Annotated in this window: 20 protein-coding genes and 1 pseudogene; 3 read left to right on the plus strand and 18 right to left on the minus strand. The window is 59.7% G+C overall.

What is annotated here, in order from left to right:
- Positions 1-31: 31 nt before the first annotated feature.
- Together ACVMDN_RS30835 and ACVMDN_RS30840 are read right to left on the minus strand one after the other, a co-directional pair.
- Complete coding sequence (locus ACVMDN_RS30835) at positions 32-544, minus strand: aromatic-ring-hydroxylating dioxygenase subunit beta (RefSeq protein WP_456834762.1); 513 nt, start codon at positions 542-544, stop codon at positions 32-34.
- Between the two features lie 25 nt (positions 545-569).
- On the minus strand, positions 570-3,419 hold the full coding sequence (locus ACVMDN_RS30840) for an FAD-dependent oxidoreductase (protein WP_456834761.1): 2,850 nt from the start codon (positions 3,417-3,419) through the stop codon (positions 570-572).
- Positions 3,420-3,705: 286 nt separating this feature from the next.
- On the opposite strand from ACVMDN_RS30840, the gene ACVMDN_RS30845 reads away from it, so the two are divergent.
- Positions 3,706-4,443, plus strand: coding sequence for an OpgC domain-containing protein (locus ACVMDN_RS30845; protein WP_456834760.1), 738 nt, complete (start codon positions 3,706-3,708; stop codon positions 4,441-4,443).
- Between the two features lie 284 nt (positions 4,444-4,727).
- Here ACVMDN_RS30845 and ACVMDN_RS30850 read toward each other — a convergent pair whose 3' ends face one another.
- From ACVMDN_RS30850 to ACVMDN_RS30905, 12 genes and pseudogenes are all read right to left on the minus strand, one after another.
- On the minus strand, positions 4,728-7,136 hold the full coding sequence (locus ACVMDN_RS30850) for a CoA transferase (protein ID WP_456834759.1): 2,409 nt from the start codon (positions 7,134-7,136) through the stop codon (positions 4,728-4,730).
- 299 nt (positions 7,137-7,435) lie between these two features.
- Positions 7,436-7,810, minus strand: coding sequence for a PaaI family thioesterase (locus tag ACVMDN_RS30855; protein WP_456834758.1), 375 nt, complete (start codon positions 7,808-7,810; stop codon positions 7,436-7,438).
- A 48-nt stretch (positions 7,811-7,858) separates the two neighbouring features.
- Complete coding sequence (locus ACVMDN_RS30860; RefSeq protein WP_456834757.1) at positions 7,859-9,031, minus strand: acetyl-CoA C-acyltransferase; 1,173 nt, start codon at positions 9,029-9,031, stop codon at positions 7,859-7,861.
- A gap of 208 nt (positions 9,032-9,239) precedes the next feature.
- Complete coding sequence (locus ACVMDN_RS30865; protein ID WP_456834756.1) at positions 9,240-10,256, minus strand: ABC transporter ATP-binding protein; 1,017 nt, start codon at positions 10,254-10,256, stop codon at positions 9,240-9,242.
- Complete coding sequence (locus ACVMDN_RS30870) at positions 10,249-11,226, minus strand: ABC transporter ATP-binding protein (RefSeq protein ID WP_456834755.1); 978 nt, start codon at positions 11,224-11,226, stop codon at positions 10,249-10,251. The genes ACVMDN_RS30865 and ACVMDN_RS30870 overlap by 8 nt, the downstream gene beginning before the upstream one ends.
- Positions 11,227-11,292: 66 nt before the next feature.
- Entirely contained in the window at positions 11,293-13,008 is a 1,716-nt protein-coding gene (locus tag ACVMDN_RS30875) for an ABC transporter substrate-binding protein (RefSeq protein WP_456834754.1), read from the minus strand.
- A 54-nt stretch (positions 13,009-13,062) separates the two neighbouring features.
- Positions 13,063-13,968: an ABC transporter permease gene (locus ACVMDN_RS30880; RefSeq protein ID WP_456834753.1), complete on the minus strand. Its 906-nt coding sequence runs from the start codon at positions 13,966-13,968 to the stop codon at positions 13,063-13,065.
- Positions 13,968-14,939: an ABC transporter permease gene (locus ACVMDN_RS30885; RefSeq protein ID WP_456843663.1), complete on the minus strand. Its 972-nt coding sequence runs from the start codon at positions 14,937-14,939 to the stop codon at positions 13,968-13,970. The genes ACVMDN_RS30880 and ACVMDN_RS30885 overlap by 1 nt, the downstream gene beginning before the upstream one ends.
- A gap of 80 nt (positions 14,940-15,019) precedes the next feature.
- Positions 15,020-15,298: pseudogene (locus ACVMDN_RS30890) on the minus strand (biotin carboxylase N-terminal domain-containing protein); the annotation flags it as partial.
- 275 nt (positions 15,299-15,573) lie between these two features.
- Positions 15,574-16,752, minus strand: coding sequence for an ABC transporter substrate-binding protein (locus ACVMDN_RS30895; RefSeq protein ID WP_456835853.1), 1,179 nt, complete (start codon positions 16,750-16,752; stop codon positions 15,574-15,576).
- A gap of 101 nt (positions 16,753-16,853) precedes the next feature.
- Positions 16,854-18,548, minus strand: coding sequence for an AMP-binding protein (locus ACVMDN_RS30900; RefSeq protein ID WP_456834751.1), 1,695 nt, complete (start codon positions 18,546-18,548; stop codon positions 16,854-16,856).
- Positions 18,548-19,369, minus strand: coding sequence for an enoyl-CoA hydratase/isomerase family protein (locus tag ACVMDN_RS30905; protein WP_456834750.1), 822 nt, complete (start codon positions 19,367-19,369; stop codon positions 18,548-18,550). Before ACVMDN_RS30905 ends, ACVMDN_RS30900 begins: the two co-directional genes overlap by 1 nt.
- A 544-nt stretch (positions 19,370-19,913) precedes the next feature.
- Here ACVMDN_RS30905 and ACVMDN_RS30910 point away from each other — a divergent pair.
- The gene (locus tag ACVMDN_RS30910; protein ID WP_456834749.1) at positions 19,914-20,561 is read left to right on the plus strand and encodes a TetR/AcrR family transcriptional regulator; all 648 of its coding nucleotides are present in this window, start codon (positions 19,914-19,916) and stop codon (positions 20,559-20,561) included.
- Positions 20,562-21,123: 562 nt separating this feature from the next.
- Here the strand turns inward: ACVMDN_RS30910 and ACVMDN_RS30915 are convergent.
- The 4 genes from ACVMDN_RS30915 to ACVMDN_RS30930 all read right to left on the minus strand — a co-directional run bounded on the left by ACVMDN_RS30915 (position 21,124) and on the right by ACVMDN_RS30930 (position 24,995).
- Positions 21,124-22,101, minus strand: coding sequence for a HEAT repeat domain-containing protein (locus tag ACVMDN_RS30915; protein WP_456834748.1), 978 nt, complete (start codon positions 22,099-22,101; stop codon positions 21,124-21,126).
- A gap of 2 nt (positions 22,102-22,103) precedes the next feature.
- Positions 22,104-22,337 carry a 4Fe-4S dicluster domain-containing protein gene (locus ACVMDN_RS30920; RefSeq protein ID WP_008141081.1) on the minus strand — a complete coding sequence of 78 codons (234 nt, stop codon included), beginning with the start codon at positions 22,335-22,337 and terminating at the stop codon, positions 22,104-22,106.
- Between the two features lie 34 nt (positions 22,338-22,371).
- Positions 22,372-24,114, minus strand: a complete 1,743-nt coding sequence (locus ACVMDN_RS30925; protein ID WP_456834747.1) for a fumarate reductase/succinate dehydrogenase flavoprotein subunit — start codon at positions 24,112-24,114, stop codon at positions 22,372-22,374.
- Positions 24,115-24,221: 107 nt separating this feature from the next.
- Positions 24,222-24,995 carry a ferredoxin--NADP reductase gene (locus tag ACVMDN_RS30930; RefSeq protein WP_456834746.1) on the minus strand — a complete coding sequence of 258 codons (774 nt, stop codon included), beginning with the start codon at positions 24,993-24,995 and terminating at the stop codon, positions 24,222-24,224.
- Positions 24,996-25,217: 222 nt separating this feature from the next.
- On the opposite strand from ACVMDN_RS30930, the gene ACVMDN_RS30935 reads away from it, so the two are divergent.
- Positions 25,218-25,523, plus strand: coding sequence for a gamma-butyrobetaine hydroxylase-like domain-containing protein (locus tag ACVMDN_RS30935; protein WP_456834745.1), 306 nt, complete (start codon positions 25,218-25,220; stop codon positions 25,521-25,523).
- Positions 25,524-25,662: the final 139 nt, after the last annotated feature.

Below are 25,662 nucleotides of genomic sequence, written 5' to 3' on the forward strand. Positions count from 1 at the left end.
AGTCAAATTCGACCGTGCGCAGGCTTCCCACCTACACCGGAATGCAGAGCGCGTTGGGGACAAGCAGATTGTCGTAGACGCATCGACGCTGCCTCAGCTTAAGGCCTTGGTCGGTGCGCCTAAACACGTCGTAGTAAGTCCCCACCTGATGTATCGTCGCGTCCGGCCTGTCGAACAGTACCTGGAGCACAACGTAGTTCGCCCGCGCCTTGATGTTTCCATCATCGTCTTCGCCGAGCAGATGCAAGTTGCTGATCATATGACGAAGATATCGCGGAGCAAACATCGCAGTCTTTTCCAAAGCGAACGCGCGGTCCCGGATCATGCCCCTGTTCTCGCAATAGATAAGACCAACCGGATGGCCGCGATCTTCGTTCTCGCGCGACAAAACGACATAGCTTGCATCCGTCGTGAACATTTCGCTCCAGTCGGACAACCGTTGCTCGTCCAAAGCCGCGGCATATCCGCAGTTGAACTGCTCAATGGCATTCCGAAGCAGCAATTGATGGATTTGCGCCGTGTGGGCGGGATCGGTTGCCAACATTTTTACTAGCCCATATCTCGTTCGGTTAGAGTTCCATTGCGCTGCGCCAGTGCTGGTACATCGCCCGTATCGACGCCTCCGATATCAGCGTGTCCGCCGTGCCGATGACCCCGGGATCCAATTCGACCACGTGCTGACCATCGGGTACCGAAAGCATGCCGTCCTGCACGAACTTGATCGCTTCGTTGTCTTCAAGGCCCAGGAAGCCGGCGGGGCCCATCAGATTTCCCTGTCGCAACCGGTGACGGGTCATCTCCTCGTCGTCGCCTTCGAAGCCGAACATAGTCCACTTCATGATGAACTCGTTCGGCCCGGTCGGAACAATCTGTCGAACACCGAGCGTGTTCATCTCCCGCTGCACGATCAGATTGGGCCAGATCGTGGTCATGGTAACCGACCACGGACTATCGAACTCGTTGACGAAATCCATGAAGCGCGGCTCTTCGAGCTGCATTCCTTCTTTGTAAGCCCGCATCTCCTTCTTGGTGCTGCTGTCGAGCTTACTCGCGTCCGACTTTGCCGATGCCATCACCCCATGCCGACCTGAGGCGTCCGCAATCATGGAAGATTTGTTGCCGGCGACCAGAAGACCGAATGTCACCAGGAATGTGTGCAGCAACGTGGCGTGATAAGGATCCTTGAGGTTTTCGTGATAGAGCTTCCAGTTTCCCGGAAGGCTGTGTCGATAGTGGCCCAGAACTTTGGGAGTTCGACCGTCGAACGTCGCCTCGAACTCGCGAAGGATTTCGGATCCGAGATATTCGGCCAACGGCTCCATGTCCGCGCAGTAGGAAGCGAAGACTACGCCGCGATGGGCCGTGACATTTAATTGCCTGAGGCCGTGGTCCGCGTTCTTGAATTCACGCGGCATTCCGCCCTTACCGTCCACGCCTCGCCGGAACGGCACTCCCGACAAATTACCCTTCAGGTCGTAAGACCACTGATGATAGGGGCACACGAACTCTTTCGCGTTTCCGCTCAGTTCGCGGCAGAACTCAGCAGCACGGTGAGCACATCGGTTTTCGAAGACATTGATCGAACCATCCTCCGCACGCGACACGACGACGGGCGTTGGCCCGACATTAGAGCGGATAAAGTCGCCTGCGTTTGGAATTTCGCTTTCGAGCGCGACATAATTCCATGTCCGCCCATGAAAGATCTTCTCGACTTCGCGCTGGTAGATGTGACTATCCGTGTAGACCCAGTCGGGCACCCTAGTCAGCCCCTCGGATGGCCAAACATAGTGCTTCGAAATCGTCGACACCGGAGCCTCTTTCACCTGCTTATCCTCCTTTTTGCTGTCGCCCGTTAGGAGCACGGCTGATACTTTTGCGGCATCGAAAGGCTCCGCATCCGCGAACTCCTTCCGCGCTTGTCGTATTGCGGCAGGATCAGAAAACGCGATGACACTGGTGACCCACCCGGTGTCCGGATCGATCGTCCGATAAACGGCACCCGGCTCGCCATCGTTTCCAGTAAGCGCAACCTGGTCGTTGGAATCCGAAACACCGAGAATCTGGATATTCAGACCGAATTGATCGGTCCAAAACCACGGCGGTTGAATATCTGAGCTGGGCGGCAACCCTGCGATCGATCGCCCGGCGGCGGCGCCTTGCTGCTCTGCGTTATGCCAACTCTCGAGGCGGCAGCGACGCCCTCTGATGGGGCGATGATACAGCGCGCAGTCACCCGCTGCCCATATGCCCGCAACGCTTGTCTTCTGCTCTTCATCAACAACGATACCCCCGTCAACATCGCAACCGGCTGCCGCGGCTACCTCCGTCTCGGGGGCCAACCCCACCCCAATGCATACAATATCCGCTTCAAGGATACCGCCCGAGGTATCGACCACTATCCGCGCGCCATCGCGACGAATATCTCGAACGTCTACCTTTCGCCGGACGGACACACCGTGACGCTCCGCGAGTGCACGGAACGTCCGCCCCAATGATGGCGGCAGCACTCGCGCCATCAACTCGGCCTCGCGCTCCAGGACGACCGTGGAGAGTCCAAGGGTTGCAGCGACTGAAGCGAGTTCTAGGCCAATAAAGCCCCCGCCGACGATTACGAGGCGCTTCCCGTTCGCAAGAGATTGCCTGATGGCATGCGCGTCCTCGATCGTGCGGAGATAATGGACTCCTGGCAAATCCACCTTTGCCATCGGCAGCTGCCGCGGAAGGCCGCCCGTCGCAAAGAGTAGCGCACTATATCGAAGCTTAGCTCCATCGCTCAAACTGACGATCTTATCGTCGGGATCGACCTGTACAGCGGAACAGCCAAGATGAACCTTTACGCCCAGAGAGGGCACGTCGGCATCAGACAACCGCGCACAGGACTCAATTGACGCTTTGCCGAGCAGGATGTCCTTTGAAAGCGGAGGACGTTCGTACGGAAGGCGCTCTTCTCTGCCAACAAGTTCTATCGCGCCCTCGAAACCGCTCGCGCGCATGCTACGAATAGCTGCTGCTGCAGCTTGGCCGGCCCCCACGATGACAACCGGATCGCTCGACATACTCGACGCGAGATCGCCCTGCTTGCGCTGCTCTTCCGATTCAGCCCTTCCCGTCTCGTCTAGATCAACGAATACATCACCATCCTCGATCTTGACGGCGTACGTCTTAAGGTCCTGCGCGACCGGCGAACAAAGCGCTCTTCCTGACCTGATATCAAAAAGACCTTGGTGAAGGGGGCATTCGATTTTGCCATCTTCCACAAATCCGTCCGCAAGAAAGGCAAGCGCATGCGTGCAAATGCCATGTGAAGCGAACACCTCATCGCCGAGGCGGTAGAGAGCGACTGGCCTTCCGTCGATTTCAACGCCCTTGACGCCTTCGCGCCTCAGCTCACCCAAAGAAATCGCTTTTCGCCAAGCCATACCGCACCTCCGAGCCGCGCCCGCAGTTACTCAGTATACATCCTTTTAGAGATTGTGCAATCCGGGTATCAATCAAAGCGACAACTCGGAATAATTGCCTAGTTATGCTAGTTATAGCATCTTTAATGCATACGACCTCCATTTGTTGATGGACGCCAAGTCTGCCAATATAGAGATATATACTGAGTATTAGCTTTCAGAAACAGCGGAGCGGTCCGAGATGCACGCGAACGCCACGCGCGGACCGCTCGATGGCGGAGCATGCACAACCAACCTGCGAACAGGCTTGCCACGACCGGTCGGCGCCAACGTACTGCCGCTGTATATCGCGCTGATGGTGGTATATCCGCTGGTGCTCTGGCTGATGCTGCGGTGGCTCAATTTAACGCTGCTGGCGTCATTTCTGCTGTATCTCGCCGCGCGTTATTTCGGCTGGAATTTGCCGGCCTATCCCAGCGGCGAGTGGTACTTCAATCCGTTCTGCTGGCAGTTCCTGTTCGTCTTCGGCGGCTGGTTCGCGCTGGGCGCCGCCGGCGAATCGATGACGTTGATCCGTTCGCGCGCTTTCCTGCTGCTCGGCGCGGCCTATCTCTTTTTTGCGCTGGTGATGACCTTGGCGGGTCGCTTCCCCGAGTTTGGGCACGCGATGCCAGCCTGGCTCTATGATGCGTTCAATCCAAACGACAAGACCAATCTCGCGCCCTATCGCCTTTTGCATTTTGCGGTCCTTGCCTTCTTCGTCACGCGCTTCCTACCAAAGGACTGGCCCGGCCTGCAGTGGCCGATCTTTCGCCCGATGATCAAATGCGGTCAGCAATCGCTAGAGGTCTTCTGTACGGGCGTCTTCCTCGCAGTGATCGCGCATCTCGTCCTTGTCGAGTTCTCCAACAGCATCTGGATGCAGATTCTGGTCAGCGCCGTCGGCATCATCCTGATGACGGTGCTGGCTTACTATCGCTCCTGGTCGAAGAAGGTCGACAAGGCGTCGGCGAAGTCGCCGCCAAACCCGGTCCCGGCGCGATAGGCAGATTTGCGGATACCACCGGACAATCTCCCTCGCCGCTGGATCTATGCTTTTGATTACCCGTGGAACACCATGGCTCGTTCCCGGCCCCGGCCGCGACACCGAGGGGTTGTCGATCATGACGGTGCAGGCATCCCACACGCTCCGTTCCTAACCGCGGCGCATGAGTTGTTGAAGGTGAGCTCGCCGCTCACCCGCGGCAGGAGAATCGCCTCGTCCGCCACGCGAGTGTGCGGAGCCTATATTGTGAGTCCTTGTCGATATACCGTGTGAGGTAGAATATATCAGGCGTCTTTCCCAGCCGCCGGCGCCTGGGTTTTGAGTATCTTAGCGTGCGAGGCTGTCGGCACGAAGCTGATGACGCCGTCGCCAACCAGATCATCGAACGTCGCGCCATCTACGCTTGCGAACCGGCTCAAGACCGCCTTGGTGTGCTCGCCCATGAGCGGGGCGGGGTTTCGCGCGCCCAGGCGCTTGCCGTCCTGCGTGATGCCGATGCCACACTGACGTTGCGGCCCGGAAACTTCGCGTTCCAGATCCATGAAAAAGCCGGAGTCCTCGAAATGCCCGTTGCCGACGATCTCTTCCGTGTGAAGCACGGGTGCCGCGGCCACCCCGACGGCCTGCAGCGTGCATGCGGCCCCTCCCGGGGTACATGCGCGCGTCCAGGCGCTGATCGCTGCCTCGATCTCGTCCTGCCTTGCGCGGCGTTCGTCAGCGGATGACAGGGTGGCGTCGCCAGCGAGGTCATCGCGCCCAATCGTCCGGGCAAGCACGGCGAAGGACGCCGCATCCGTGACGCCGAGAGCTACCCACTGGTCCTCTCCGGCGCATGGAAAAATCCCGTGCGGGGAAAACACGGGATGCCGGTTGCCCGGCCGCGGTGGTTCCTCGCCGGTTAACTGGTAGTGAAGCAACGACGGCGTGGTGAGTTGCAGCATGGATTCGATCATGCTCAGGTTGATCCACTGGCCCTTTCCGGTGCGCTTGCGGTAAACGAGGGCGGTGAGCAGCGCCGCACAGCCGAACAGGCCGCCGACCGGATCTCCGTAGGCCAGGTGCGCCATGGTCGGTGGCTTGTCCTCGAAGCCGGTGAAGTTTGGCAGGCCTGAGCCCTGTTCCATAGTGGAGCCATAGGCGCGGGTATCCGACCACGTGTTGTCGGCGCCAAAAGCGGACATCGACAGCACGACGATCTCCGGATTCACGTCGGCCATGGCCTCGTAGCCAAGACCCAGCTTCCGCATCACGCCGGCAGCCTGATTTTCGACCACCGCATCCGCGCCCGCAACCAGAGCCAGGGCCAGACGCCTGCCCTCCTGCGTCGTAAGGTCGAGACTGGTTCCCTGCTTCCCGCGATTTAGCGCGCAATATCCGCACGCCTTCTCGTACCCCTTGTCGGCGATGTAGTCGGCCGACAAATTCACGCTGCGCCACCAGTCGGGATAGCGACCGGCCTCGATTTTGAGGACGGTGGCCCCGAAATCGGCCATGAAGCGACTCGTGAGCGGCCCTGCCCATCCCATCGAGAAGTCGACGACTGTGACGTCCTCAAGCAGGGTGCTCGTGTCTTCCGTTCCGGCGGACGTCCCTGCGAACGCGCCCGCTCCACCGGGCCGCGCGGGGGATGAGGATTCGATGATTTCCGTCGCGGAGGGCGTTCGCGTCAATCCGAACGGCGTTCGCGGTACACGGTATTCGTCAGCGCCGAGTTTCAGCATCGCGAGCGATTGCCTGAACCTGAACACCGGATGCGACAGGATCCCCTTGGCGTCAGGGACGACCACCATCGGCACCCGGTTGTTGCGACCACGTTCGGCCCATTCCTCCGGCGTGCGCCCGGCAAGAGCCTTGACCATCGCCTCTTCGATCTCGTTCATACGAAGAGAGCGAAGCTCCCTCGTCGCAAGACCGGTGTCGGCCGCGAGATCGTCCATTTCCAGTGTCTTGAATAGGCTGAGCCACTGCTCGGGCGTGAAGGCGAGAATGCCGATCCAGCCATCCTTGCAGGGATATATACCGACCGGACCGTTTGGCGAAAACCGATTGACCCCGTACCGCTTGAGAGGCTCGCCGTTGTGCTCCACGAGATGGATGTCCATCTCGCTGAGGATCATGTTGGCTTCCAAGATATTGACCGTGAAACGGCGTTCACGGACGGCCCGCCTCGAAAGGATTGCCACCATACAGGCGAGATAGGCAGTGGCGCCGGCGACGAGGGTCGCATGGCGGTCCCCGGAATGAATCGGGGGACCTTCCGCGTCGCCGGCAAGATGGGGTATCCCCGTCAGGGCCTCGACAACGATGTCGAGCCCCTTCCAAGCGCTGTAGGGACCTCGCTCCCCGAACCATGAAATGTCGACGACGCCCAATCTCGCCGAGACGGAAAGCGGGTCGAAACCGGCGTCCTCTCCGACGAGTACGAGGTCGGCGTCGCGGCACAGCGATTCGATGGAATGGCCGCCCGTCTTGCCGTCGAACACAGGCTTCCCGGCTGTGAGATAGTGGGCGTAAAGAGTTTCGGTGGCGCCGTCTCCGCGGACGTACCCAGCCCACGGCCGTTCAGCGTCGGCAACCAGCGTGACTGCCGCTCCGGCATCCACAAGAAGCCGGCCGCAGTAAGCCGCCGCGGCACCACCGCCGATCTCGACGACCTTCAGTCCGCTGAGCGGCTGATCATTTCGGATAGACATTCATCATCTCTTGCAGCAGGAGTACATAGAAACGCAGGGAACCGGCTTGATCGCCGCTTCGACTAGATGCGTGAGAACGGACTTCACGGACGCGGCCATGCGCAGCTCGATTTTGAAACGCGGGCAGAAGCGCAGCGCTCCATTGTCATCGACAACGCCACGACCGCCACGAGAAGAAGTTCTCGACAAAGAGGACCCAAAGGCACCGTCATGCGTCCTCGCGGAGAGTGTCTCAAATCATACCGTCGCGACAAACGCAGCCGCATGTGTCCGCAAGGGAGAGGTCCACCAACGGCGAGTCAACTGCCACCCAGTTTCTTCCACACACCATCAGCCCGCAGCACTGTCTCACCCCGTACAGAGAGGTTACCCGTCATGAAGACAAGCGACGATGTCGCGCGTATCACCACCGCGCGCGCCTCGATGAAATCGCCGAGGCTCGCACTCTTCACGAAGAGTGAATTGAGCTGCACGGTAACGCAACGCGCGCGGTGGAGGCCTTCCCAGGCCACAAGGCCTATCGCTTGGTCCGCGAACGCCATCATGATCCCGCCGTGAACGGTGCCTCCGTCATTTAGATGGCATTCTTTCGCGCGAAAGCCGTAAGCCCACCATTCGCCTTCACGTCGCGCATAGACAGGCCCCAGCACATCCCGAAGACTTGAGGTCTTCATGACGGTCCATTCTTCCGACAAAGGCTCTGAACCTGCTTCCTGTCCCACCTAGCTGTAGATTTCGAACAAACCAGCGCCGCCTTGACCCCCACCAATGCACATTGTCACAACACCCCACTTGGCCTTTCGGCGTGCGCCCTCCTGCAAGATGTGGCCGGTGAGTCTTGCCCCTGTCATTCCGAATGGGTGGCCGATCGCGATCGATCCTCCGTTTACATTGTACTTTGCGGGGTCGATACCAAGCTTATCCCGTGAGTATAGACATTGCGAGGCAAACGCCTCATTGAGCTCCCATAGGTCAATGTCGTCTACTTTCAGGCCGTGTCGCCTAAGAAGCTTTGGTACGGCGAAGATTGGACCAATGCCCATTTCATCGGGCTCGCAGCCCGCGGTCGCCCAAGCAACAAAACGCCCAAGTGGTTTGATACCCCGCTTCTCGGCATCTTTCGCTTCCATCAGAACCACAGCTGCGGCACCGTCAGACAGTTGGCTGGCGTTACCTGCGGTGACGAACCGTCCGGCGCCTTTCACTGGCTGTAGCTTGGCAAGACCTTCAATGGTGGTCTCCGGGCGATTGCATTCGTCGCGGCTCACTTCGTAATCGACGATGGATTCTTCCTTAGTCTCCTTGTTCACAATCTTCATGCGGGTTCTCATAGGGACAATCTCGTCACTGAACTTGCCCGCCTGCTGCGCAGCCGCCATCCGGCGCTGCGATTCGAACGAATATTCGTCCTGGTATTCGCGACTTAAATTATACCGCTCAGCGACGACGTCAGCGGTGTCAATCATCGCCATGTAGATGTCTGGAGCGTATCGTAGAATTTCATGATCTTGCGCTTCAGGCGGAATTCCGCCGGCCGGAATTGAGATGCTCTCAACGCCGCCGGCGACAACGCAGTCAGCGCCGTCTGCCCGAATGTGATTTGCTGCCATAGCGATCGTCTGCAAACCAGACGAACAAAAACGATTGACGGATACACCCCCGGTCGATTTTGGCATGCCGGCCAGAAGGGCGGCCTCCCGTGCGATGTTGCGGGCAGCATGGGCATTGTTGCCGAGGTAGCAATCTTCGACGTAGTCCTTTTCTAGGCCTGAGCGGGCGACAGCGTGCTTGATCGCGTGCGCGGCCATTGTCATCGGCGGGGTTATATTGAAACCTCCGCGAAAAGATTTAGCGAGGCCGGTTCGAGCGTAGGAAACGATGACAGCTTCACGCATTGCGAAATCTCACCGACGGATGGATGTGGATCGAGCTCATGATACTTTCTCCTTTTATGTTATCGGACTGCCTCATTGTGAGGCTGGCTTCACGTGTAGTGAATGAACGGATCGACTTGCGCTCGTACATGAAATCAAGAGCCTTGTTGATATCCTCGATTCTCATCGTGTGAATGACGAATGGCGCACGCACCAGAGGCGTGTCGTGTCACGAATAGAGATGACACGCGACGATGCTGCTCCCTTCCGACCGCAACTGCGGTACCTCTTCTTTGCAGATCGGCATCGCCAACGGGCAGCGCGGATGAAACCGGCAGCCCGGCGGCGGCCTCTGCGCGCTCGGCACTTCGCCCGTGATGATATGGTGGGTGCGGCCCGCCTCGATCACCGGATTGGCAACGGGGATCGCGGCCATCAGCGCTTTCGTGTAGGGATGCTTCGGATTGGCGTACAGTTCGTCGCGCGAGGAAATCTCCACGATCGTGCCGAGATACATTACCGCGATGCGCTGGCTCACATGGCGCACCACCGCCAGATCGTGCGCGATGAAGACGCTTGAAATGCCGAGCTTCTCCTGCAACTCCTGAAACAGATTGACCACCTGCGCCTGGATCGACACGTCGAGCGCGGAGACGGGCTCGTCGCAGATCAGCAGCCGTGGCTCGACCGCAAGTGCGCGGGCAATGCTGACGCGCTGGCGCTGGCCGCCAGAGAACTGGTGCGGATAGCGGTCGATCATCTCGTGCCGCAGTCCGACCATCTCCATCAATTCCATCACGCGCTCGCGGCGCTCGCGCTTGTTGCCGTGCAGCTTGTGAATTTCGAGCGGCTCGCCGATGATGTCGGCAATCGTCATGCGCGGGTCCAGCGATCCAAATGGGTCCTGATAGACCATCTGGATATGCCGCCGGATCGGCCGCATCTGGCTCTGCGTGTGGTGGGTGATGTCGACATCCTCGAAGATGATTTTTCCCGATGTGATCGGCAACATCCGCAGCACGGCAAGTCCGGTCGTCGATTTGCCGCAGCCGCTTTCGCCGACGAGGCCGAGCGTCTCGCCCTCATGCACCCGAAACGACACACCGTCGACGGCCTTCACCGTGCCGATCTGGCGCTCGAAGAAGCCGCCGCGGATCGGGAAATGAATCTTCAGGTCCTGCACGTCGAGAATGATGTCCGACGTCGCGGTGCCGGCCGGCTTTTCTTCAACCATCGCATCAGACATGAGGAGCTATCCAGCAGGCGTGCAGATGCTTGTCGTCGGCTTTCATCAGACCGGGAACGCTCCGGCGGCAGCGATCGACGACCTCGTTGCAGCGTGGATTGAAGGAACAGCCTGGCGGGAGTTGCGCCAGATTGGGCGGCTGGCCCTTGATCGGGACGAGGCGCAGGCCGGCCGGCTGGTCCAGCCGCGGGATCGACGCCATCAGCCCGCGCGTATAGGGATGCATCGGCCGCGCATAAAGGTCGAGCGCACTCGCTGTCTCGATCACCTTGCCGCCATACATTACGCAGACACGATCGGCGTAGCGCGCGACCACGCCGAGATCGTGTGTGATCAGGATCAGGGCCGCCCCGGTCTCTCGCGTCAATTCCTTCAGCAGTTCCAGAATTTGCGCTTGGACGGTCACGTCCAACGCCGTCGTCGGTTCATCGGCGATGATCAGCTTCGGCTGACACGCCAGCGCCATCGCAATCATGATGCGCTGGCGCATGCCGCCCGAAAACTGATGCGGATGCGCCTGGAGCCGGCTCCGCGCATCCGGCATCCGTACCCGATCGAGCAACTCCTTGGCCTTGTCGTAAGCCTTTTGCCACGGCAACCGCTTGTGCAGATTGATCGGTTCAGCGATCTGCAATCCGATCGTCAGCGACGGATTGAGCGACGTCATCGGCTCCTGAAAGATCATCGCGATCCGGTTGCCGCGGATCTCCCGCATCTCGCTTTCAGACAGCCTGGTCAGATCGACGCCGTCGAAGATGATCTCGCCGCCGGTGATTTGTCCCGGAGGCTCGGGAAGCAGCCGCAGGATCGACAGCGCCGTCACACTTTTCCCGGAGCCGCTCTCGCCGACGATCGCAAGCGTTTCGCCGGCGTTGACCTCGAAGGACACGTCGTTGACGGCGGTCACGGCGCCCGAACCGTTGCCGAATTTCGTTGTCAGGTTGCGAACTTGAAGAAGTGCATTGCCCACTGAACGTTCACTCCAAACGGAGGCAGGCGCTCTCACGCTGCCCCTCTTCATTGCCTCGCTAGAAATTCAGAAGCCCATCTTTTTCTTCAGTTCCTGATCGACCCACATGCGCGCATAGATCGGACCCGGCCGCACGGCGCCCGAACGAAGTTCGCCTTCATAGCCTTTCACCCACGGCCACCATGCGGTGAAGTAGTACTGTGTCGGCAGCCAGATAAACGGTGCCTTGTCGAGCACATCCGTCGTCATCTCGTCGATCATCTTCACACGAACCGACTCGTCCTTCTCCAGATAGACCTTGTCCATCTTGGCGTTGAAAGCGGGATCGTTGAACTGCGCTGGATTCCAGACCTGACCGAACTCGAGACGTTGCAGCGTGCGGGTGGGGTTACTATGGCCGATGTCTACGAAATAGCCCGGTGCGTTCTTGAACGACGTCATCGCCGAGAGAAACGCGGCGTATTCCATCGGCTGAATCTCGATCTTGACGCCGATCTGTTCGAGATAACCCGCGACCAGCGGCAGCAGATCCATATGATTTGCTTGGCAGGTGCAGACCTGAGTTTTGAAAGTGAAGCCGTTCGGATAGCCCGCCTCGGCGAGCAACTTCTTGGCCTTGACGGGGTCGTACTTGAACAGTTCCTGCACGGAAGCCGGCTGTTTCTCAAGTGGTCTATAGTAGGGACCGAAGTCCGGATGCTGCGGATAGGCAAGCATTTCGGCGTTGCCGTTGTAGTAGCTCTTGATGATCTCTTCCTTGTTCACCGCCATATTAAGAGCGCGGCGTACCCGGATGTCGTCAAAGGGCTTCGTGTCCATGCGCATCGCCAGGCCGGTGCCGAGGGTCGCCAGCCACCGGTGCCATTTGAGCGCCGGCGCGCTCTTCTTCAGGCTCTCGGCATCCTGCCAACGGACCAGTTCCATGATGTCCAGTTTGCCGGTGCGAAGCGCTGCCACGCGCGTCGCTTCGTCCTTGATGATCCGGTAGACGATTTTGTCCGCGTAAGGGAGTTTGAGCGTCTGGCCGTTGACCGTCTCGGTGCCCCAATAGGTCGGGTTGCGCTCGTAGACGTTGACGTTGCCCTGCACAAAATCGGTCAGCCGATACGGACCGGTGCCGTTGATGTTCCTCCAGTTGCTCGCGCCGCCGTTCGGCGCTTCGACCACCTCCTTCGGAATGATCGCCGAATAGTAGCCATAGCCGAACCGGTAAGCCCACTCGGCATTGAAATGCTTCAGATTGAAGACGACCGTGTATTTGTCCGTCGCCTTCACGTTATCGATATAGTCGAAGACTCCTTCGAGCTTCTTCGGGCTCGTGTTCTGCCGGTTGAAGGTATAGACGATGTCCTCCGCGGTCAGTTCGCGCGAGGCCATGACGCCCGACTTGTCGGGATACATGATGCCCTTCCGCAGCGTGATGACGATCTGCGGCGGATTATCCTTGATCTCCCATTTTTCGGCGAGTTCGCCGTGCAACATCCCTGACGGAATATAGCCATCGGGTGTGAGCGCCGATTTCCCGCCGCGGCTCCTGGCCTGCGACATGTCCGCCGCAAACAATTGTTCGTAGATCTGGCCGGTGTCGTGATTGTGCTTCCAGTTGTAGTCGTAATTGTCCCAGGACAACGTGGAGATCGTGGGATAGACCGTCGCGATCTCGATCGTCCCGCCGTATTTCGGCGTCTCCATCTTGAAGTCTTGCGCAAAGGCTGACCCGGCGATGATGGCCGCTGCCAGTCCGCCGATGCCGGCGGCTCTACGATAGGTCTGCATTCTCATGGTCGTCCTCCTTTACGCCTTTATCTCTTCCGCCGGTTTGCCCCCGGTCTCGACCTAGCGATGGCCGCGCATGCGCGGATCGAGCAGATCGCGAAGCGCGTCGCCGAACATGTTGATGCTGAAGACGATGAGCGTCAGACAGACGCCCGGCGCCAACGCCATCCACGGCGCGAGATACATGTAGCTGCGTGCGCTGCCCGAAAGCATACCGCCCCAGGTCGGCGCCGGCGGCGGCACGCCGAGGCCGAGGAACGACAGCGCCGCCTCCGCGAGGATGACCGCGCCGACGCGGGTGGTGAACAGCACGATCACCGGCGGCATCACATTCGGCAGAACATGCCGCCACAGGATGCGCGGCGTCGTGCCGCCGATCGATTGCGCCGCGTGAATGTAGCTTTGCTCGCGAACCTGCAACACCGCGCTGCGGATGATGCGCGAGCCGGCGATGCCGTAGAGGCAGCCGAGGATGCAGATCACCTGCAACATGCCCGGACCGACAACCGCGACCACGACGATGAGAATGACGATGTCGGGGAAGCTCATCCACGCATCGACGAAACGCTGGATCAGCATGTCCACCTTGCCGCCGAGATAGCCGGTGATGATGCCGAGAACCACGGAGATGACGGTGCCAAGCAGCGCCGCGGACAGGCCGATGATGACCGACAGACGCGCCCCGTAGAGAATACGCGAGAAGATGTCCCGGCCGAGATTATCGGTGCCGAACCAGAACTGCCAGCTCGGTGGCTTCATCCGGTTGATCGGCATGATCTGATTGAAACCGTAGGGCGCCAGCACGTCGGCGAAGATGCCCGCGAACAGGAAGATCAGGCAGACGACCGCGCCGAACGCGCCGAGCGGCTTCTCCCGGAACAGGCGGCCGAAGAATTCGAGATAGGGGTTCAGGCGACGGACGCTGCCTTCGCGCGCGGCGGCGGCATCGGCGATGCTCTCGGTCATCAGCGGCCCCTCACCTTAGGATCAAGGAAGCCGTAACTCATGTCCACCAGCAGATTGATCAGCACGACGGAAACGCCGATCACCAGGAAAACGCCGGTGACGATCGGATAGTCGCGGCTACCGACGGCCTCGAGCAGCAACAGCCCCATTCCCGGAATGACAAAAATTTGTTCGAGGATGACCGCGCCGCCGAACAGGAGCGGCGCCAACAGCCCGACCAGCGTCACCACGGGAATCAAGGCATTGCGCAGCGCGTGACGCATGACGATGGTGCTGTCCGAGAGGCCCTTCGCGCGGGCAGTGCGGATGTAATCCTGACGCAGGACTTCGAGCATCATCGTGCGCGTCAGCCGCATGATGATCGCGGAGAACGCCATGCCGAGGATCAGCGCCGGGATCACCAATTGCGCGAAATGTGCCCACGGATCCTGCGAGAAACTGACGTACTGGACCGGTGGCGACCACCCCCACCAGATCGATGGGAGAACCATGACCAGCGTGCCGATCCAGAAGTTGGGAACTGCCAGCGCAAGGATCGAGAGCGTACGCAGGGTATAGTCGCCAGCAGAATCCTGCTTCAGCGCCGCATAGACGCCGATCGGAATGCCGACGATCAGCGAGACCAGCAGCGCCATGACGCCGAGTTCAACGGTGACCGGCAGCCGCTGCGTGATTTCATCCATCACTGGCGTGTTGGTCCAGAGCGAATTGCCGAGGTCCCCATGAAACAACAGCGCGCCCATCCATTTGAAGTACTGGATGTACATGGGCGTATCGAGACCGAGCAGCGCCTCAAGTTGTTCGCGCGTCTGCTTGGATGCGCTCACGTCGTTCTGGGACAGCATCAAATCGATGATGTTGCCGGGGATGAGGCGAACGGTGATGAAGACGATGAAGGACGCGAAGATCAGCGTCGGAATCAGAGCGATGATGCGCCGAAGAATATATCCCTGCATATCGGTTAACCTCATCGTCCGTCGCGACGGGGATGAACGCACGTCACATCGCGCCACGTCGCCGAATCGTGAAACAAGAGAACATCGTCTTCGTCGAAGTCCTCGTTCTCGCTAAGGAAGCCATAACCCGCATGGATCACATCACATTTCGCTTCGCGCGCCGCTTCGACGACAGCACTGACGTCGAGGCGGCTCGTTGCGCCTGTATCCTGCAGCACGACTGCTTCATCGATCATTTCGACATGCAGCGATTTCGCGTCGTACTCGGGATGTATCGCGACGGTCGCGATACCGAGATCGGCGGCACTTCGAGCGATATGTACGGCGATCTCTCCGCGGTTAGCGATCAGCAGCTTCTTTAACGAAGAGGACACGGTTTTTCCGATCTGATCCCTGTTGACTTGCGCACGAGCAGCGGCCGAGCACTAAAGAGCGATGGCAGGTCTCCGCCTCCCAAAATTCTCCGTCAGGCTCGCAACCGGGGGAGATTTTCACGAGGAATTTGCCTTTCGGGGCGGAGAGACCTCCATCTTGACGATTTTCAGCGGTTTACGCGCCGCGAAAGCAACAGCTGCTCGCGATTTCATCTTGTCTTTCCTATTGATCGAAATTCTCTAATCCGCGCCGTAAAACAACATTGAAAACACGTCTAGCGAGCGGTCTCCGCGCTGAGGACATCCCCGAACAGATTCCACTGACCATTCGAGAATTTCATCAATCTGAGTTGCTCGACCGGCGCGAAGTCGGTCGCGCTGGTCTTGACGTAAACGCCAGGAAGAACGGTATCTGGAACGAACTTATCGATGCTCGCCGCCTGCTTCATCACGTTAGCGCGGGTGAGATCATCCCCGCACAGCTCAAGCACATGCACCAGAGTCTGCGAGTAAGTATAACCGGACAAGATATTGGAGTCGGAGATGTCGAAGCCCGGCATGTACCTATCGACGAAGGCCATAAACTTCTTCATGCCGGCATTGTTTTTCCATTGCGCGTCGGACGCATCCTTACGATAACTGGCAGATATAATACCTTCCGCCGCATCGAATCCGGCCGGCGTCATAACAGCACCAATCGATACCGACACGTCGGTCAAAAAATGCATCGGCTTCCAGCCGATCTCGTGCATCTTCTTGATCGCTTGAGCAGCGAACTTCTGCGTCGCGGCATTAATGAAGATATCCGCGCCCGTCGCTTTCAATTTCACAACATGCGTATCAATGCTCGGCTCGCTGTTCTCAAAGCTTTCTTCGGCGACGACCATCCTGGCATATTTGTCGCCGAGAACATCCTTCAATCCGAGCAGATAATCCTTGCCAAAATCGTCATTCGCATAGAACACTGCGATCTTGCCGTCCGGCTTGTTTGCGAGAATGTATTTGGCGTATATTTGCGCCTCGGAGCGATAACTCGGCTGATAGCCCATGGTCCATGGGAAATGCGTAGGGTCATCCCATTTGCTTGCACCGCCGGAGTTAAAGAGCTGCGGCACCTTCTTGGCATTCAGATATTTGTGCACAGCCGACTGGGGTGGCGTGCCAACCCCGCTGAACATGAACAGTACCCCGTCACTCTCGACCAGTTTGCGGGTCTGCTCCACGGCCTTTGGCGGGCTATAGGTGTCATCATATGAGATGAAGTTGATCTTGCGCCCTCTAATGCCGCCCTGATCATTGATCATCTTAAAATACGCTGCATTGGTCTTGCCGATGATGCCGTAGGCCGAGACCGGCCCGCTATAGGGCGCGGTGTTTCCGATCTTGATTTCGGTATCACTCGCGCCAGTGTCATACCTATTCTGCGCCGACATGCTGCCAATCGATAGCAACATAACGACGGTCGACAGAGCGACAGCCTTGGACGTCAAGCTGATCATTCGATCAATTCTCCCTGAAATGTTTGCCGACAAAGCAAGCGGTTTTCGCGCGAGTTTTATGAGCCGTATTTTCCGGCCAAGAGGTCGCTCCTAAGGCGGTATTTCTCGATCTTGTTCGTGGGGGTTACGGGAAGTTCAGTGACAATGACAAACCGGCTTGGACGCATGAAGCGAGGCAGATTCTCGGCACAATGGCGATGTAAGGCGTCGATCAGGTCTGCTTTCTCGGCTCCCGCTGCGGGAACGACGAATGCGACAATCTCGTCCTCACTGCCGAGCTGGCTCGGCACACCGACCACGGCAACCACATCGACGCCTGGACAGCGCGTAATCATGTCCTCGACATGGAATGACGAAACGTTCTCGCCGCGCACACGGATCCGGTTCGAGATGCGGTCGACGAACGTGTAAGTTCCGTCAGCGTTGCGCTTCGCGGAATCGCCGGTATGAAACCAGGCGTTTCTGAAGGCCTTCGCTGTTTCTGCGGGCTTCCCAAAGTACTCCGTCAAAATCGTCCCGGGCAAACGGGGCCTGATCGCGAGTTGACCCGCCACATCAGGTTCACACTCCTGGTCGAACTCATCAAGTATCGCCGCCTCATAGAAACGGATCGGCGAACCCATCATCCCCTTCTCAACATCGGGACCGCGAGCCACGGAAATGCCGGCCGCAGTGAGCCGTGCGATGACCTCGTGATGCGAGTATCCGGCGTAAAGCTCCGCCGGCGTTCCTTCACCTGCCGGGGTCTCTTCGATTGCGAGGCTGATCGGAAGGCCGGATTCAGTCTGCCCGAATCCCGCAAACACGAAGTCGAAGCCGAAACGGGAGGCGACCTCATGATGGTTTGAGGGAAGCGGCTGCATGATCACTTTGTTCAATGTGTTCATGCGGTCATCTGAACGGGGCTCGGCCGACATCAAGTACGGGACCATCACATCGAGGAGACCACCGATCGTTGCTCCGCTTGCCTTGACCCGTTCCCAGTAAGCCGTTGCGCTGAACCGATCCCAGAGCCACACACTCGCGCCCGCCCACATCGCGCGGGCAAACCCGATCAGCGCGCCCCCCACATGGTACATGGGCGCGGTGATGTTCATCACATCGTCCGGCGACGTCACCAATCGCTGGCTCCACGTATACGATCCGATCCAGCGATGCGTGAGCACCACCCCCTTGGCCGGTCCCGTGGTCCCAGATGTATAGATGATGTTCGCCGGCTCGTGCCATCGCGGACGGCGAGGAACCGCAAGCCCCCCAACGGTGAACCTCTCGACCGGAGCCGCGCGCGAATGCTCACCGCCCGCGGACACGATCGTTATGCCGTCCATCGAACCGGCACATGCCCGCTCTACATGACCAAGCAGGTCGACGTCAGCCACCAGAAGCTTGGGAGCCGCGTCGCGGATGGAGTAACTGAGGAGCTCATCCCGATAAACCGGGTTGATCGGGGTATATATGGCCCGCGCCTTCCACGCTGCAAACATCCACATGGTGCAGACGAGCGGACTGGTGGAGAGAACAATAACCCGATCTCCCGCCTCGACTCCGGCACCGACTAGATTCGCCGCGATCCGGTCAGTGAGATCACCCCAAGCGGCATAAGTGAAAGACTCGCCGGTCTCGCCGTAGGTGACCGCGATTTTCTCCGGCTGTTTGGTCACCCAACGATCGAAAGCCTCCAATGCGGTAGCCCCTGAAAACTCAAGAGCCGAAACCAAACTGGTTTTCGCGTCGACCAGCGAGCCACTCATCAGCCGCCCCTCCGCCGATCGTCCAGCGCGCCCTCGGCCAGCTCGTAGACTTCGGGCGGCAGCCTGCCCGTATCCTTGGCGAAATTCGGCTTGCGGCGCTCAACCATTGCCCGAGAGCCCTCTCTTCCCTCGGCCATGCCGAGAGCAGAGAAGTCTGGGGCCGAGGCAGTAATATCCGGCATCGACTGAGGCCCGAACCGACGGATGTGCTCGATGATATGCCGGTTCGCCCTTGGCGAGTTCTCACAGATTCGGCGGGCAAGACCCATGGCCACCGCCTCTTCCTCACCCACCTCGACGAGCCTGTTGACCATGCCCACGCTGTAAGCCCGCTCAGCATCAACGGCATCCGGAAGCAAAGCCAGCTCCATGGCGATCTTCAACGGAAAGCGAGCTGCCGAGGCAGACGGAACCCACGAGCCGCCCATACCGATCTTCGCCTCCGGATAGGAGAACTTCGCAGTACGGGTTGCAACGATCAGGTCCGTTGCCTGAGTGAGATACATGCCGACGCCAACGCACCATCCCGAGACTGCGCTGATGACAGGCTTCTCCACACGGGCGACGACATTGGGAACCGCCTGATGGATTCGCCAGCCCTGCCCGCCAGTAGCCGTGAGCGATGTCAGGTCGGCCCCGGCAGTGAACGACTTCTCGGTGCCCGAGATCACCGCGACCAGGTCTTCGCTCTCGTTAAACTTCTCCCAAGCGACACAGATCGCGGCGCACATCGCGGGCGAATAGGCATTCAGCTTGTCGGGTCGCTGCACCCGGATTCGGAAGACACTATCCTCGGACGAAATCGATACGTGCGCTGACAACTCGCACCTCCCCTCTTGTTTTTGCGGCGGGCACATCCACGCCGCGGCTAGAATGATCCAACCGTTAGTAACGAGCGCTCGTTATGTCAATAGAATTGATAACGATCGCTCGTTATGCTAGTAAACCATTATAACTTATTATGAATTTGTACCCGAGAACGATGGTGCACGTGATCGCAATCGAATTGGTGTGCGTGGCTCAGAGAAATCTGGCACATCGGCGCATGAGCGATAGGATCAGGAACCAACGTGAGGTCTTGGCGCCTTTCCTGCGACGAGGGCGAGCGCGAATGGATGCAACTATCGTGAATAAAAGGAGCTTTCTCGTGAGTTGCCGGAGCGCTTTCTTCGCCGACGCCCTTCCTCTGTTCCGCCGAAGCGCATAAGACGTCCCGCCTTCGGCTCTCCGGATAGGCACTCTCGTGCGCCGCGGAGGATGCCAAGGGACACCGACATAATCCTCGAGTGTCGGAGAAACCTCAGATGTTCATATTAAGGTCCGGTCGTGCAAACATCGAACCGCCGTCTACGGAAGCCAGGATTTATGCGCAACGCGACCCCCGCAGTTCACGGTCTAGAATCTCCCGCGTTCATTGATCAGCCGCCGTCAGTGCGAGCGCTCGCTTACAGCGCGCTCAATGAATTCGACAAACACGGATTTCACGCGGCGTCCACTCGAGCCATATGCAGCAATGCGGGATTGAGCACCGGCGCGCTATATGCGCACTTTCGATCGAAAGAAGAAATTCTCTTCTGGTGGATTAACAATGGACATTCCGAAGGTCTCAAGATCGTCGAAGACGCTGTTCAGAGCGACGGTCCGGCGATTGCACGGTTAGCTCGGCTTGTGCGCGAGTTCACTGTGATGTGCACCAGGAATCCGACCGCGATTCGGGTCACCGAGCGAGACTTGAACGCTCTAAGCGACGAGCACTTCAAGCAGGTTATTGCCAAGAGAAGAAGGCTCAATCGGCTGACGACATCGTTGATCGAGCAAGCGGTATCCGAAAAATCAATCGCCCCCTCTGATGTCAGACTCGCAACACTTACCGTGCTTACGTACACTCAAACGATAATCCGCTGGTACGGTGCGACCGCATCATACGACAAAGAGAAGCTCACCGATAACCTCTGTAGAGCGATCCTTAGGGTGTGCGGTGTCGACGAGGTGGATATAGATGCCATGCTGTAACTCACGGGAATTGCCGGAGTCCTGGACGACGAGTATATCGACAGAGCGCGTGAAAAGGCGGATGCTGATCCGTTTCTGATGCCACTTCGAAACCGTAGGAAGCCGTGTCAGAGTTGGCCCTGACTAGATAGAAGGGCGCGCAGAGCTAACGGTCGCGACTAGGGGCAAGCCGATGAGCTGTGTAGTCTCAAGTAAGGCCTGTGCGGACGGTACTCGCGATTGCAAGCGAGCCAAGCGCTTTCCGCGTCATCCGTCCTCCGAACCCACGCTCAAAAGCTACGATTTACGCGGTGACTAAGAATATAACGCCGCGAGACTAGCCACGACAGCCCCTGGCGCGCCACTGATTGTTTTGCTGTCGGTTCGAGCGATCGGTTACAAAGGAAACTATTCAGCGGCGGAGAGAGCGGAATTCAATCCCCGCTCTCCGTCCCAGCGTTTCGACTGGGATCCTCAGGATGCTCCGCGCCCGGCGCGGAAGACCGACGTACGAACGCTGTTCCACGCACTGCCTCAACCAATTGAGCGCAGTAGCTCCCATTCGCAGAATTCGGATACCAGCCTACGAATTCGCCTTTGCCTTCTTCGCCACGATCTGTTGCAGCGCCCAGCGCGCGTTCTTTCTGACATCGGGATCCGGGTCGTCGGCAATCACCGCCAGGAACGCTTCGCCGTCCGGATGAGCGATCTCGCCCAACGCGGCGGCGGCTTCCTTGCGCAGGTTCGCCTGCTCGTGATTGATGCAACTCCCTACCGGGCGCACGGCCCGCTCGATCTTCATCTTGCCGAGACTACGGACCGCCTTGAGCCGCACCTGCCAGAACGCGTCCGAAAGCGACGCGATCAATTGATCGGCGGCGACCCCGCCGTTGACATTGAGCCCCAGCGTCTCGGCCGCCATCTCGCGCACCATCCAGTCGTCGTCATTGAGTGCACGGGTGATCGTTTCCGCCGCCGGCTTCATCTGCGAGAATGCGAGCGCGCTGACCGCGGCGCGCCGCACATGCGCGTCCGGATCGTAGATCAGCGCCGTCAGAGCCGGAATCGATTCTTCGAGCTTCAGGAAGCCGATGACGCCGATGGCCTGTACACGCACGGCAGCGTCCGGATCCTGCAGCGCTTCCAGCGCCGGCTTCAGCGTGTCCTTGCGGCGCAGCTCCTTCAGGGCGCGCAGCGCGCCCATGCGGACGAAAGCGTGGCCATGCCTGACCAGCGGCAGGATGACATCCGCGCAGGCCGGATCCTTGAATTCGGCCATGCTGTCGGCTGCGGCCGACGCCACGATGCGCTCGGGGTCGACCAGCAACAGCGCCAGCGCAGCCGCGGCCTCCGGCCCGTCGAACTCCCCGAGCGCCATCGCGACCTGCTGCCGCACACCGGCATCGGGATCCGACACCATGTTGGCGAGGTGGCCGACCGCGGCGGGATCGCCGGAATGGCCGAGCGCTATGATGGCGACGCGGCGTTCCGCGGGGTCCGCCGCCTGCAGCCGCTCATCGGCATCTTCGAGATCGTCATAGGATTCGAACGGGCTCGACATGCTCACCTCAACAAATAGGGAATGTTGACGGTCACGGCGCCGGTCGGGCAATCCGCCTCGCAGGGCATGCAGTACCAGCACTCGTCATAGGCCATATAGGCCTTGCCGGTCATGTCGCTGATGCGCAGGACATCGAGCGGACAGACGTCGACGCACACCGTGCAGCCCTTGTCCGCGATGCATTTGGCGTCGTCGACCACCACGGGGACCGACGTCTGATAGGAAGCGAGAGGCATCGTCCAATCTCCTGTTTGCTGTTCGGCCGGCGGTTCACGCGCTGGCGCGGATACGCTGCTTGTCGTAGAGATCCTTCTCGTCGTCGGCGATCGGCACGACATAGGGCTCCACGGCGCGCTTCGCGCTCGTCATCCTGCCATCCTGCTTCGACAGCAGCGTGTGGCAGAACCAGTTCTCGTTGTCCTTTTCCGGAAAGTCGGTGCGCCAGTGGTAGAGGCCCCAGCGGCTCTCCTCGCGGAACAGCGAGGCGTGCGCGGCCATGTCGGCGCAGTCCATGATCGACTGCACTTCGAGCGCGCGGAGCAGTTCATGCGCATTGCGCGCGATCATGCGCTCCTGCATGTCCTCGCGGACCTCGGCGAGCCGACGCATGCCGAGCTCGTATTTGCGCGTGACCTTCGGCGGCTGCAGATAATCGTTCACCAGGCGTCGGGTCTTGTACTCGATCTGGTTCGGCGGAATGCCGTCCTCGCGCCGGGTCGGTGCCAGCACGCGCTCGCGCTCCAGCGCGACCTCGGCGGCGTCGAAACCAGCGAAATCGTGGCTGTCGGCGAATTCCATCGCATCGGTGCCCGCAACCGAACCGTTGGTGAAGGCGCCCAGCATGTAATTGTGCGGCACGCTGGCCATGTCGCCCGCCGCATAAAGGCCGGGAACGGTGGTGCGCGCATTGTCGTCGACGAAGACGCCGGAGGCGCTGTGGCCGGAGCAGAGGCCGATCTCGGAGATGTGCATCTCGATCGATTCCTGCCGATAGTCGACCCCTCGCCCCTGCTGAAACAGGCCGCGGGTCGGCCGCTCCACCTTGTGCAAGGTCGATTCGATCTCCTCGATGGTCTTCTCGTGAAGATGCTTGAGCTGGAGGAACACCGGGCCCTTGCCCGAGAGCAGCTCATTGTAGAACTCGAGCATCATCTGGCCCGACCAGTAGTCGCACTCGATGAAGCGCGAGCCCTCGTTGTTGGCGGTGAAGGCGCCGAACGGACCGGCGACATAGGCACAGGCCGGGCCGTTATAGTCCTTGATCAACGGATTGATCTGGTAGCATTCCAGGTTCGCGAGCGCGGCGCCGGCGTGATAGGCCATCGCATAGCCGTCGCCCGAATTGGCGGCATTCTCGTAGGTGCCGAACATGTAACCCGAGGTCGGAAGTCCGAGCCGGCCGGCTGCGCCCATGCACAGGATCACGGCCTTGGCCTTGATCACCAATATCTCGGCGGTGCGGGTGTTGACGCTGATCGCGCCCGCGACGCGACCATCGGCGGACTTCAGCAACCGTGTCGCCATGTAGCGGTTCGAGATCAGGATGCGGGCGCGGCGAAGCTGGCGATACAGCGCCTTCTTCACGGTGTCGCCGTTCGGCATCGGCAGGACATAGGTGCCGATATGGTGCACCTTCTTGACGGCGAAGTCGCCGTTCTCGTTCTTCAGGAAGCGGATGCCGAAACTGTCGAGCTCCTCGACGATCTTGTAGCAGTTCTGGGCGTATTTATAGACCGCCTTCTGATCGACGATGCCGTCATTGGCGATCGTGATCTCCTTGGTGTACTGCTCGGGCGTCGCATAGCCGGGGATGACGGCGTTGTTGAGCCCGTCCATGCCCATCGAGATCGCGCCGGAGCGCTTGACGTTGGCCTTTTCAAGCAGCACGACGTCGGCCTTCGGATTCCTGAGCTTGGCCTTGAGCGCGGCCATCGGGCCGGCCGTGCCGCCGCCGATCACCAGCACATCACAGGAAACCTCCGAAAGTCCGTCGACGATCTGATCTAGTGCCATCGCTTGCTCCTGGTTCGCCGGCGCTGCCGGCGCCTTTTGCGTGAGATTTGTTCAGGCGGTCCGGCGGCGATAGCAATTAGTTGTCGCCGGGCGGACAATTTCCGCCGCTATCGCTCGACAAACGCTTTTTCGATCACGAAATGGCCGGGCCTGCTGTGATTGCCCTCGGCAAAGCCGCGTGCCGTGAACATCACATGGAGTTCTTCGAGCATGGCCGGGCTGCCGCAGAGCATGATGCGGTCGGTCTCAAGGTCGAGCGCGGGCTGCCCGATGTCGTCGAACAACTGGTTCGAGGCGATCAGGTCGGTGATGCGGCCGCGGTTCCTGAACGGCTCGCGGGTGACGGTCGGGTAATAGATCAGCCTGTCCCGGATCAGGTCGCCGAGGAATTCGTGGTCACGCAGGCTCGCGATGAGGTGCTCGCCATAGGCCAGTTCCGAGACCTGGCGGCAACCATGCACGAGCACGATGCTCTGATAGCTTTCGTAGACTTCGGGATCCTTGATCAGGCTCGCGAACGGCGCGAGCCCGGTGCCGGTCGACAGCAGCAGGAGCCGCTTGCCGGGCAGGAGATTGCCGGTAATCAACGTGCCGGTCGCCTTGCGGCCGACCAGGATGGTGTCGCCTTCCCGGATCTTCTGCAGCCGCGAGGTCAACGGACCGTCCGGCACCTTGATGCTGAAGAACTCGAGCGCCTCCTCGTGATTGGCACTCGCGAGGCTATAGGCCCGCATCAGGGGCCGGCCGTCGACCTCGAGCCCGATCATCGCGAACTGGCCGTTCTGGAAGCGAAAGCCGGGATCACGCGTTGCGGTGAAGCTGAACAGGGAATCGGTCCAGTGCCTGACCGAGATGACCGTCTCCCTCTGAAAAGCGCTCAATGTCGTCTCTCCTTGCGTGCTCGATGCCGCGCAAGGTTTCGGAGAGCGACACGTCCCGCAACGACGAAGCGCCGTTCTCGGTCGATTAGTTTCACATTTGGCGATCGATGACCGGCGTACGGGCAACGTCCGCTTCGAGATGCGCGGCCTCGAGCCTGATCCGGCAATTAGTTGCTATCGCGGTCGCCGCATCGGTGTCAGGAGGGATGGTGGAGAGTAGTCATGACCATGAGCGCATTGGTGGCACCGACAGTGACCGGCTACGAGGCCAGCGCCGATCTTGCGACGCTCGTCGTACGCACCGCGCGCAACGATGAGGTCAGGCTCGGCGCCGAACAGCTCCGGCTCTCCTGCAAATGCGCGCATTGCACCCGTGCCCGCTTCGACGGCCGCTTCCCCGAGCGGTTTCCCGGCATCGCGATCACCGAGATCGGCGATTTGGGCTACGGGCTCAACATCTCATTCTCCGACGGGCACAATCGCGGAATCTATCCAAAAATTTATCTGCTGAGCCTGGCGGGACACTAGCGGATCTCCCGTTCTATCGCGGACGCCGTTCGGCGAGCCCCTGTTCCACAAATCCCCCGTTGTCGGTGATGATTTTTCCGGGCCGGCGCGCCGAGCGCCATCCCGGGATGGCGCACGCGTCGGCGCCCACCTGTCCCCG

This window comes from Bradyrhizobium sp. USDA 4510, assembly GCF_054059095.1.

What these genes read in the sequence shown, in the direction of transcription:
- ACVMDN_RS30895 (WP_456835853.1), bottom strand. Translation starts at nt 16,752, where the DNA reads ATGTTGCTATCGATTGGCAGCATGTCGGCGCAGAATAGGTATGACACT.
- ACVMDN_RS30935 (WP_456834745.1), top strand. Translation starts at nt 25,218, where the DNA reads ATGACCATGAGCGCATTGGTGGCACCGACAGTGACCGGCTACGAGGCC.
- ACVMDN_RS30885 (WP_456843663.1), bottom strand. Translation starts at nt 14,939, where the DNA reads ATGAGGTTAACCGATATGCAGGGATATATTCTTCGGCGCATCATCGCT.
- ACVMDN_RS30900 (WP_456834751.1), bottom strand. Translation starts at nt 18,548, where the DNA reads ATGAGTGGCTCGCTGGTCGACGCGAAAACCAGTTTGGTTTCGGCTCTT.
- ACVMDN_RS30875 (WP_456834754.1), bottom strand. Translation starts at nt 13,008, where the DNA reads ATGAGAATGCAGACCTATCGTAGAGCCGCCGGCATCGGCGGACTGGCA.
- ACVMDN_RS30840 (WP_456834761.1), bottom strand. Translation starts at nt 3,419, where the DNA reads ATGGCTTGGCGAAAAGCGATTTCTTTGGGTGAGCTGAGGCGCGAAGGC.
- ACVMDN_RS30865 (WP_456834756.1), bottom strand. Translation starts at nt 10,256, where the DNA reads ATGTCTGATGCGATGGTTGAAGAAAAGCCGGCCGGCACCGCGACGTCG.
- ACVMDN_RS30915 (WP_456834748.1), bottom strand. Translation starts at nt 22,101, where the DNA reads ATGTCGAGCCCGTTCGAATCCTATGACGATCTCGAAGATGCCGATGAG.
- ACVMDN_RS30855 (WP_456834758.1), bottom strand. Translation starts at nt 7,810, where the DNA reads ATGAAGACCTCAAGTCTTCGGGATGTGCTGGGGCCTGTCTATGCGCGA.
- ACVMDN_RS30920 (WP_008141081.1), bottom strand. Translation starts at nt 22,337, where the DNA reads ATGCCTCTCGCTTCCTATCAGACGTCGGTCCCCGTGGTGGTCGACGAC.
- ACVMDN_RS30850 (WP_456834759.1), bottom strand. Translation starts at nt 7,136, where the DNA reads ATGTCTATCCGAAATGATCAGCCGCTCAGCGGACTGAAGGTCGTCGAG.
- ACVMDN_RS30835 (WP_456834762.1), bottom strand. Translation starts at nt 544, where the DNA reads ATGTTGGCAACCGATCCCGCCCACACGGCGCAAATCCATCAATTGCTG.
- ACVMDN_RS30925 (WP_456834747.1), bottom strand. Translation starts at nt 24,114, where the DNA reads ATGGCACTAGATCAGATCGTCGACGGACTTTCGGAGGTTTCCTGTGAT.
- ACVMDN_RS30880 (WP_456834753.1), bottom strand. Translation starts at nt 13,968, where the DNA reads ATGACCGAGAGCATCGCCGATGCCGCCGCCGCGCGCGAAGGCAGCGTC.
- ACVMDN_RS30910 (WP_456834749.1), top strand. Translation starts at nt 19,914, where the DNA reads ATGCGCAACGCGACCCCCGCAGTTCACGGTCTAGAATCTCCCGCGTTC.
- ACVMDN_RS30860 (WP_456834757.1), bottom strand. Translation starts at nt 9,031, where the DNA reads ATGCGTGAAGCTGTCATCGTTTCCTACGCTCGAACCGGCCTCGCTAAA.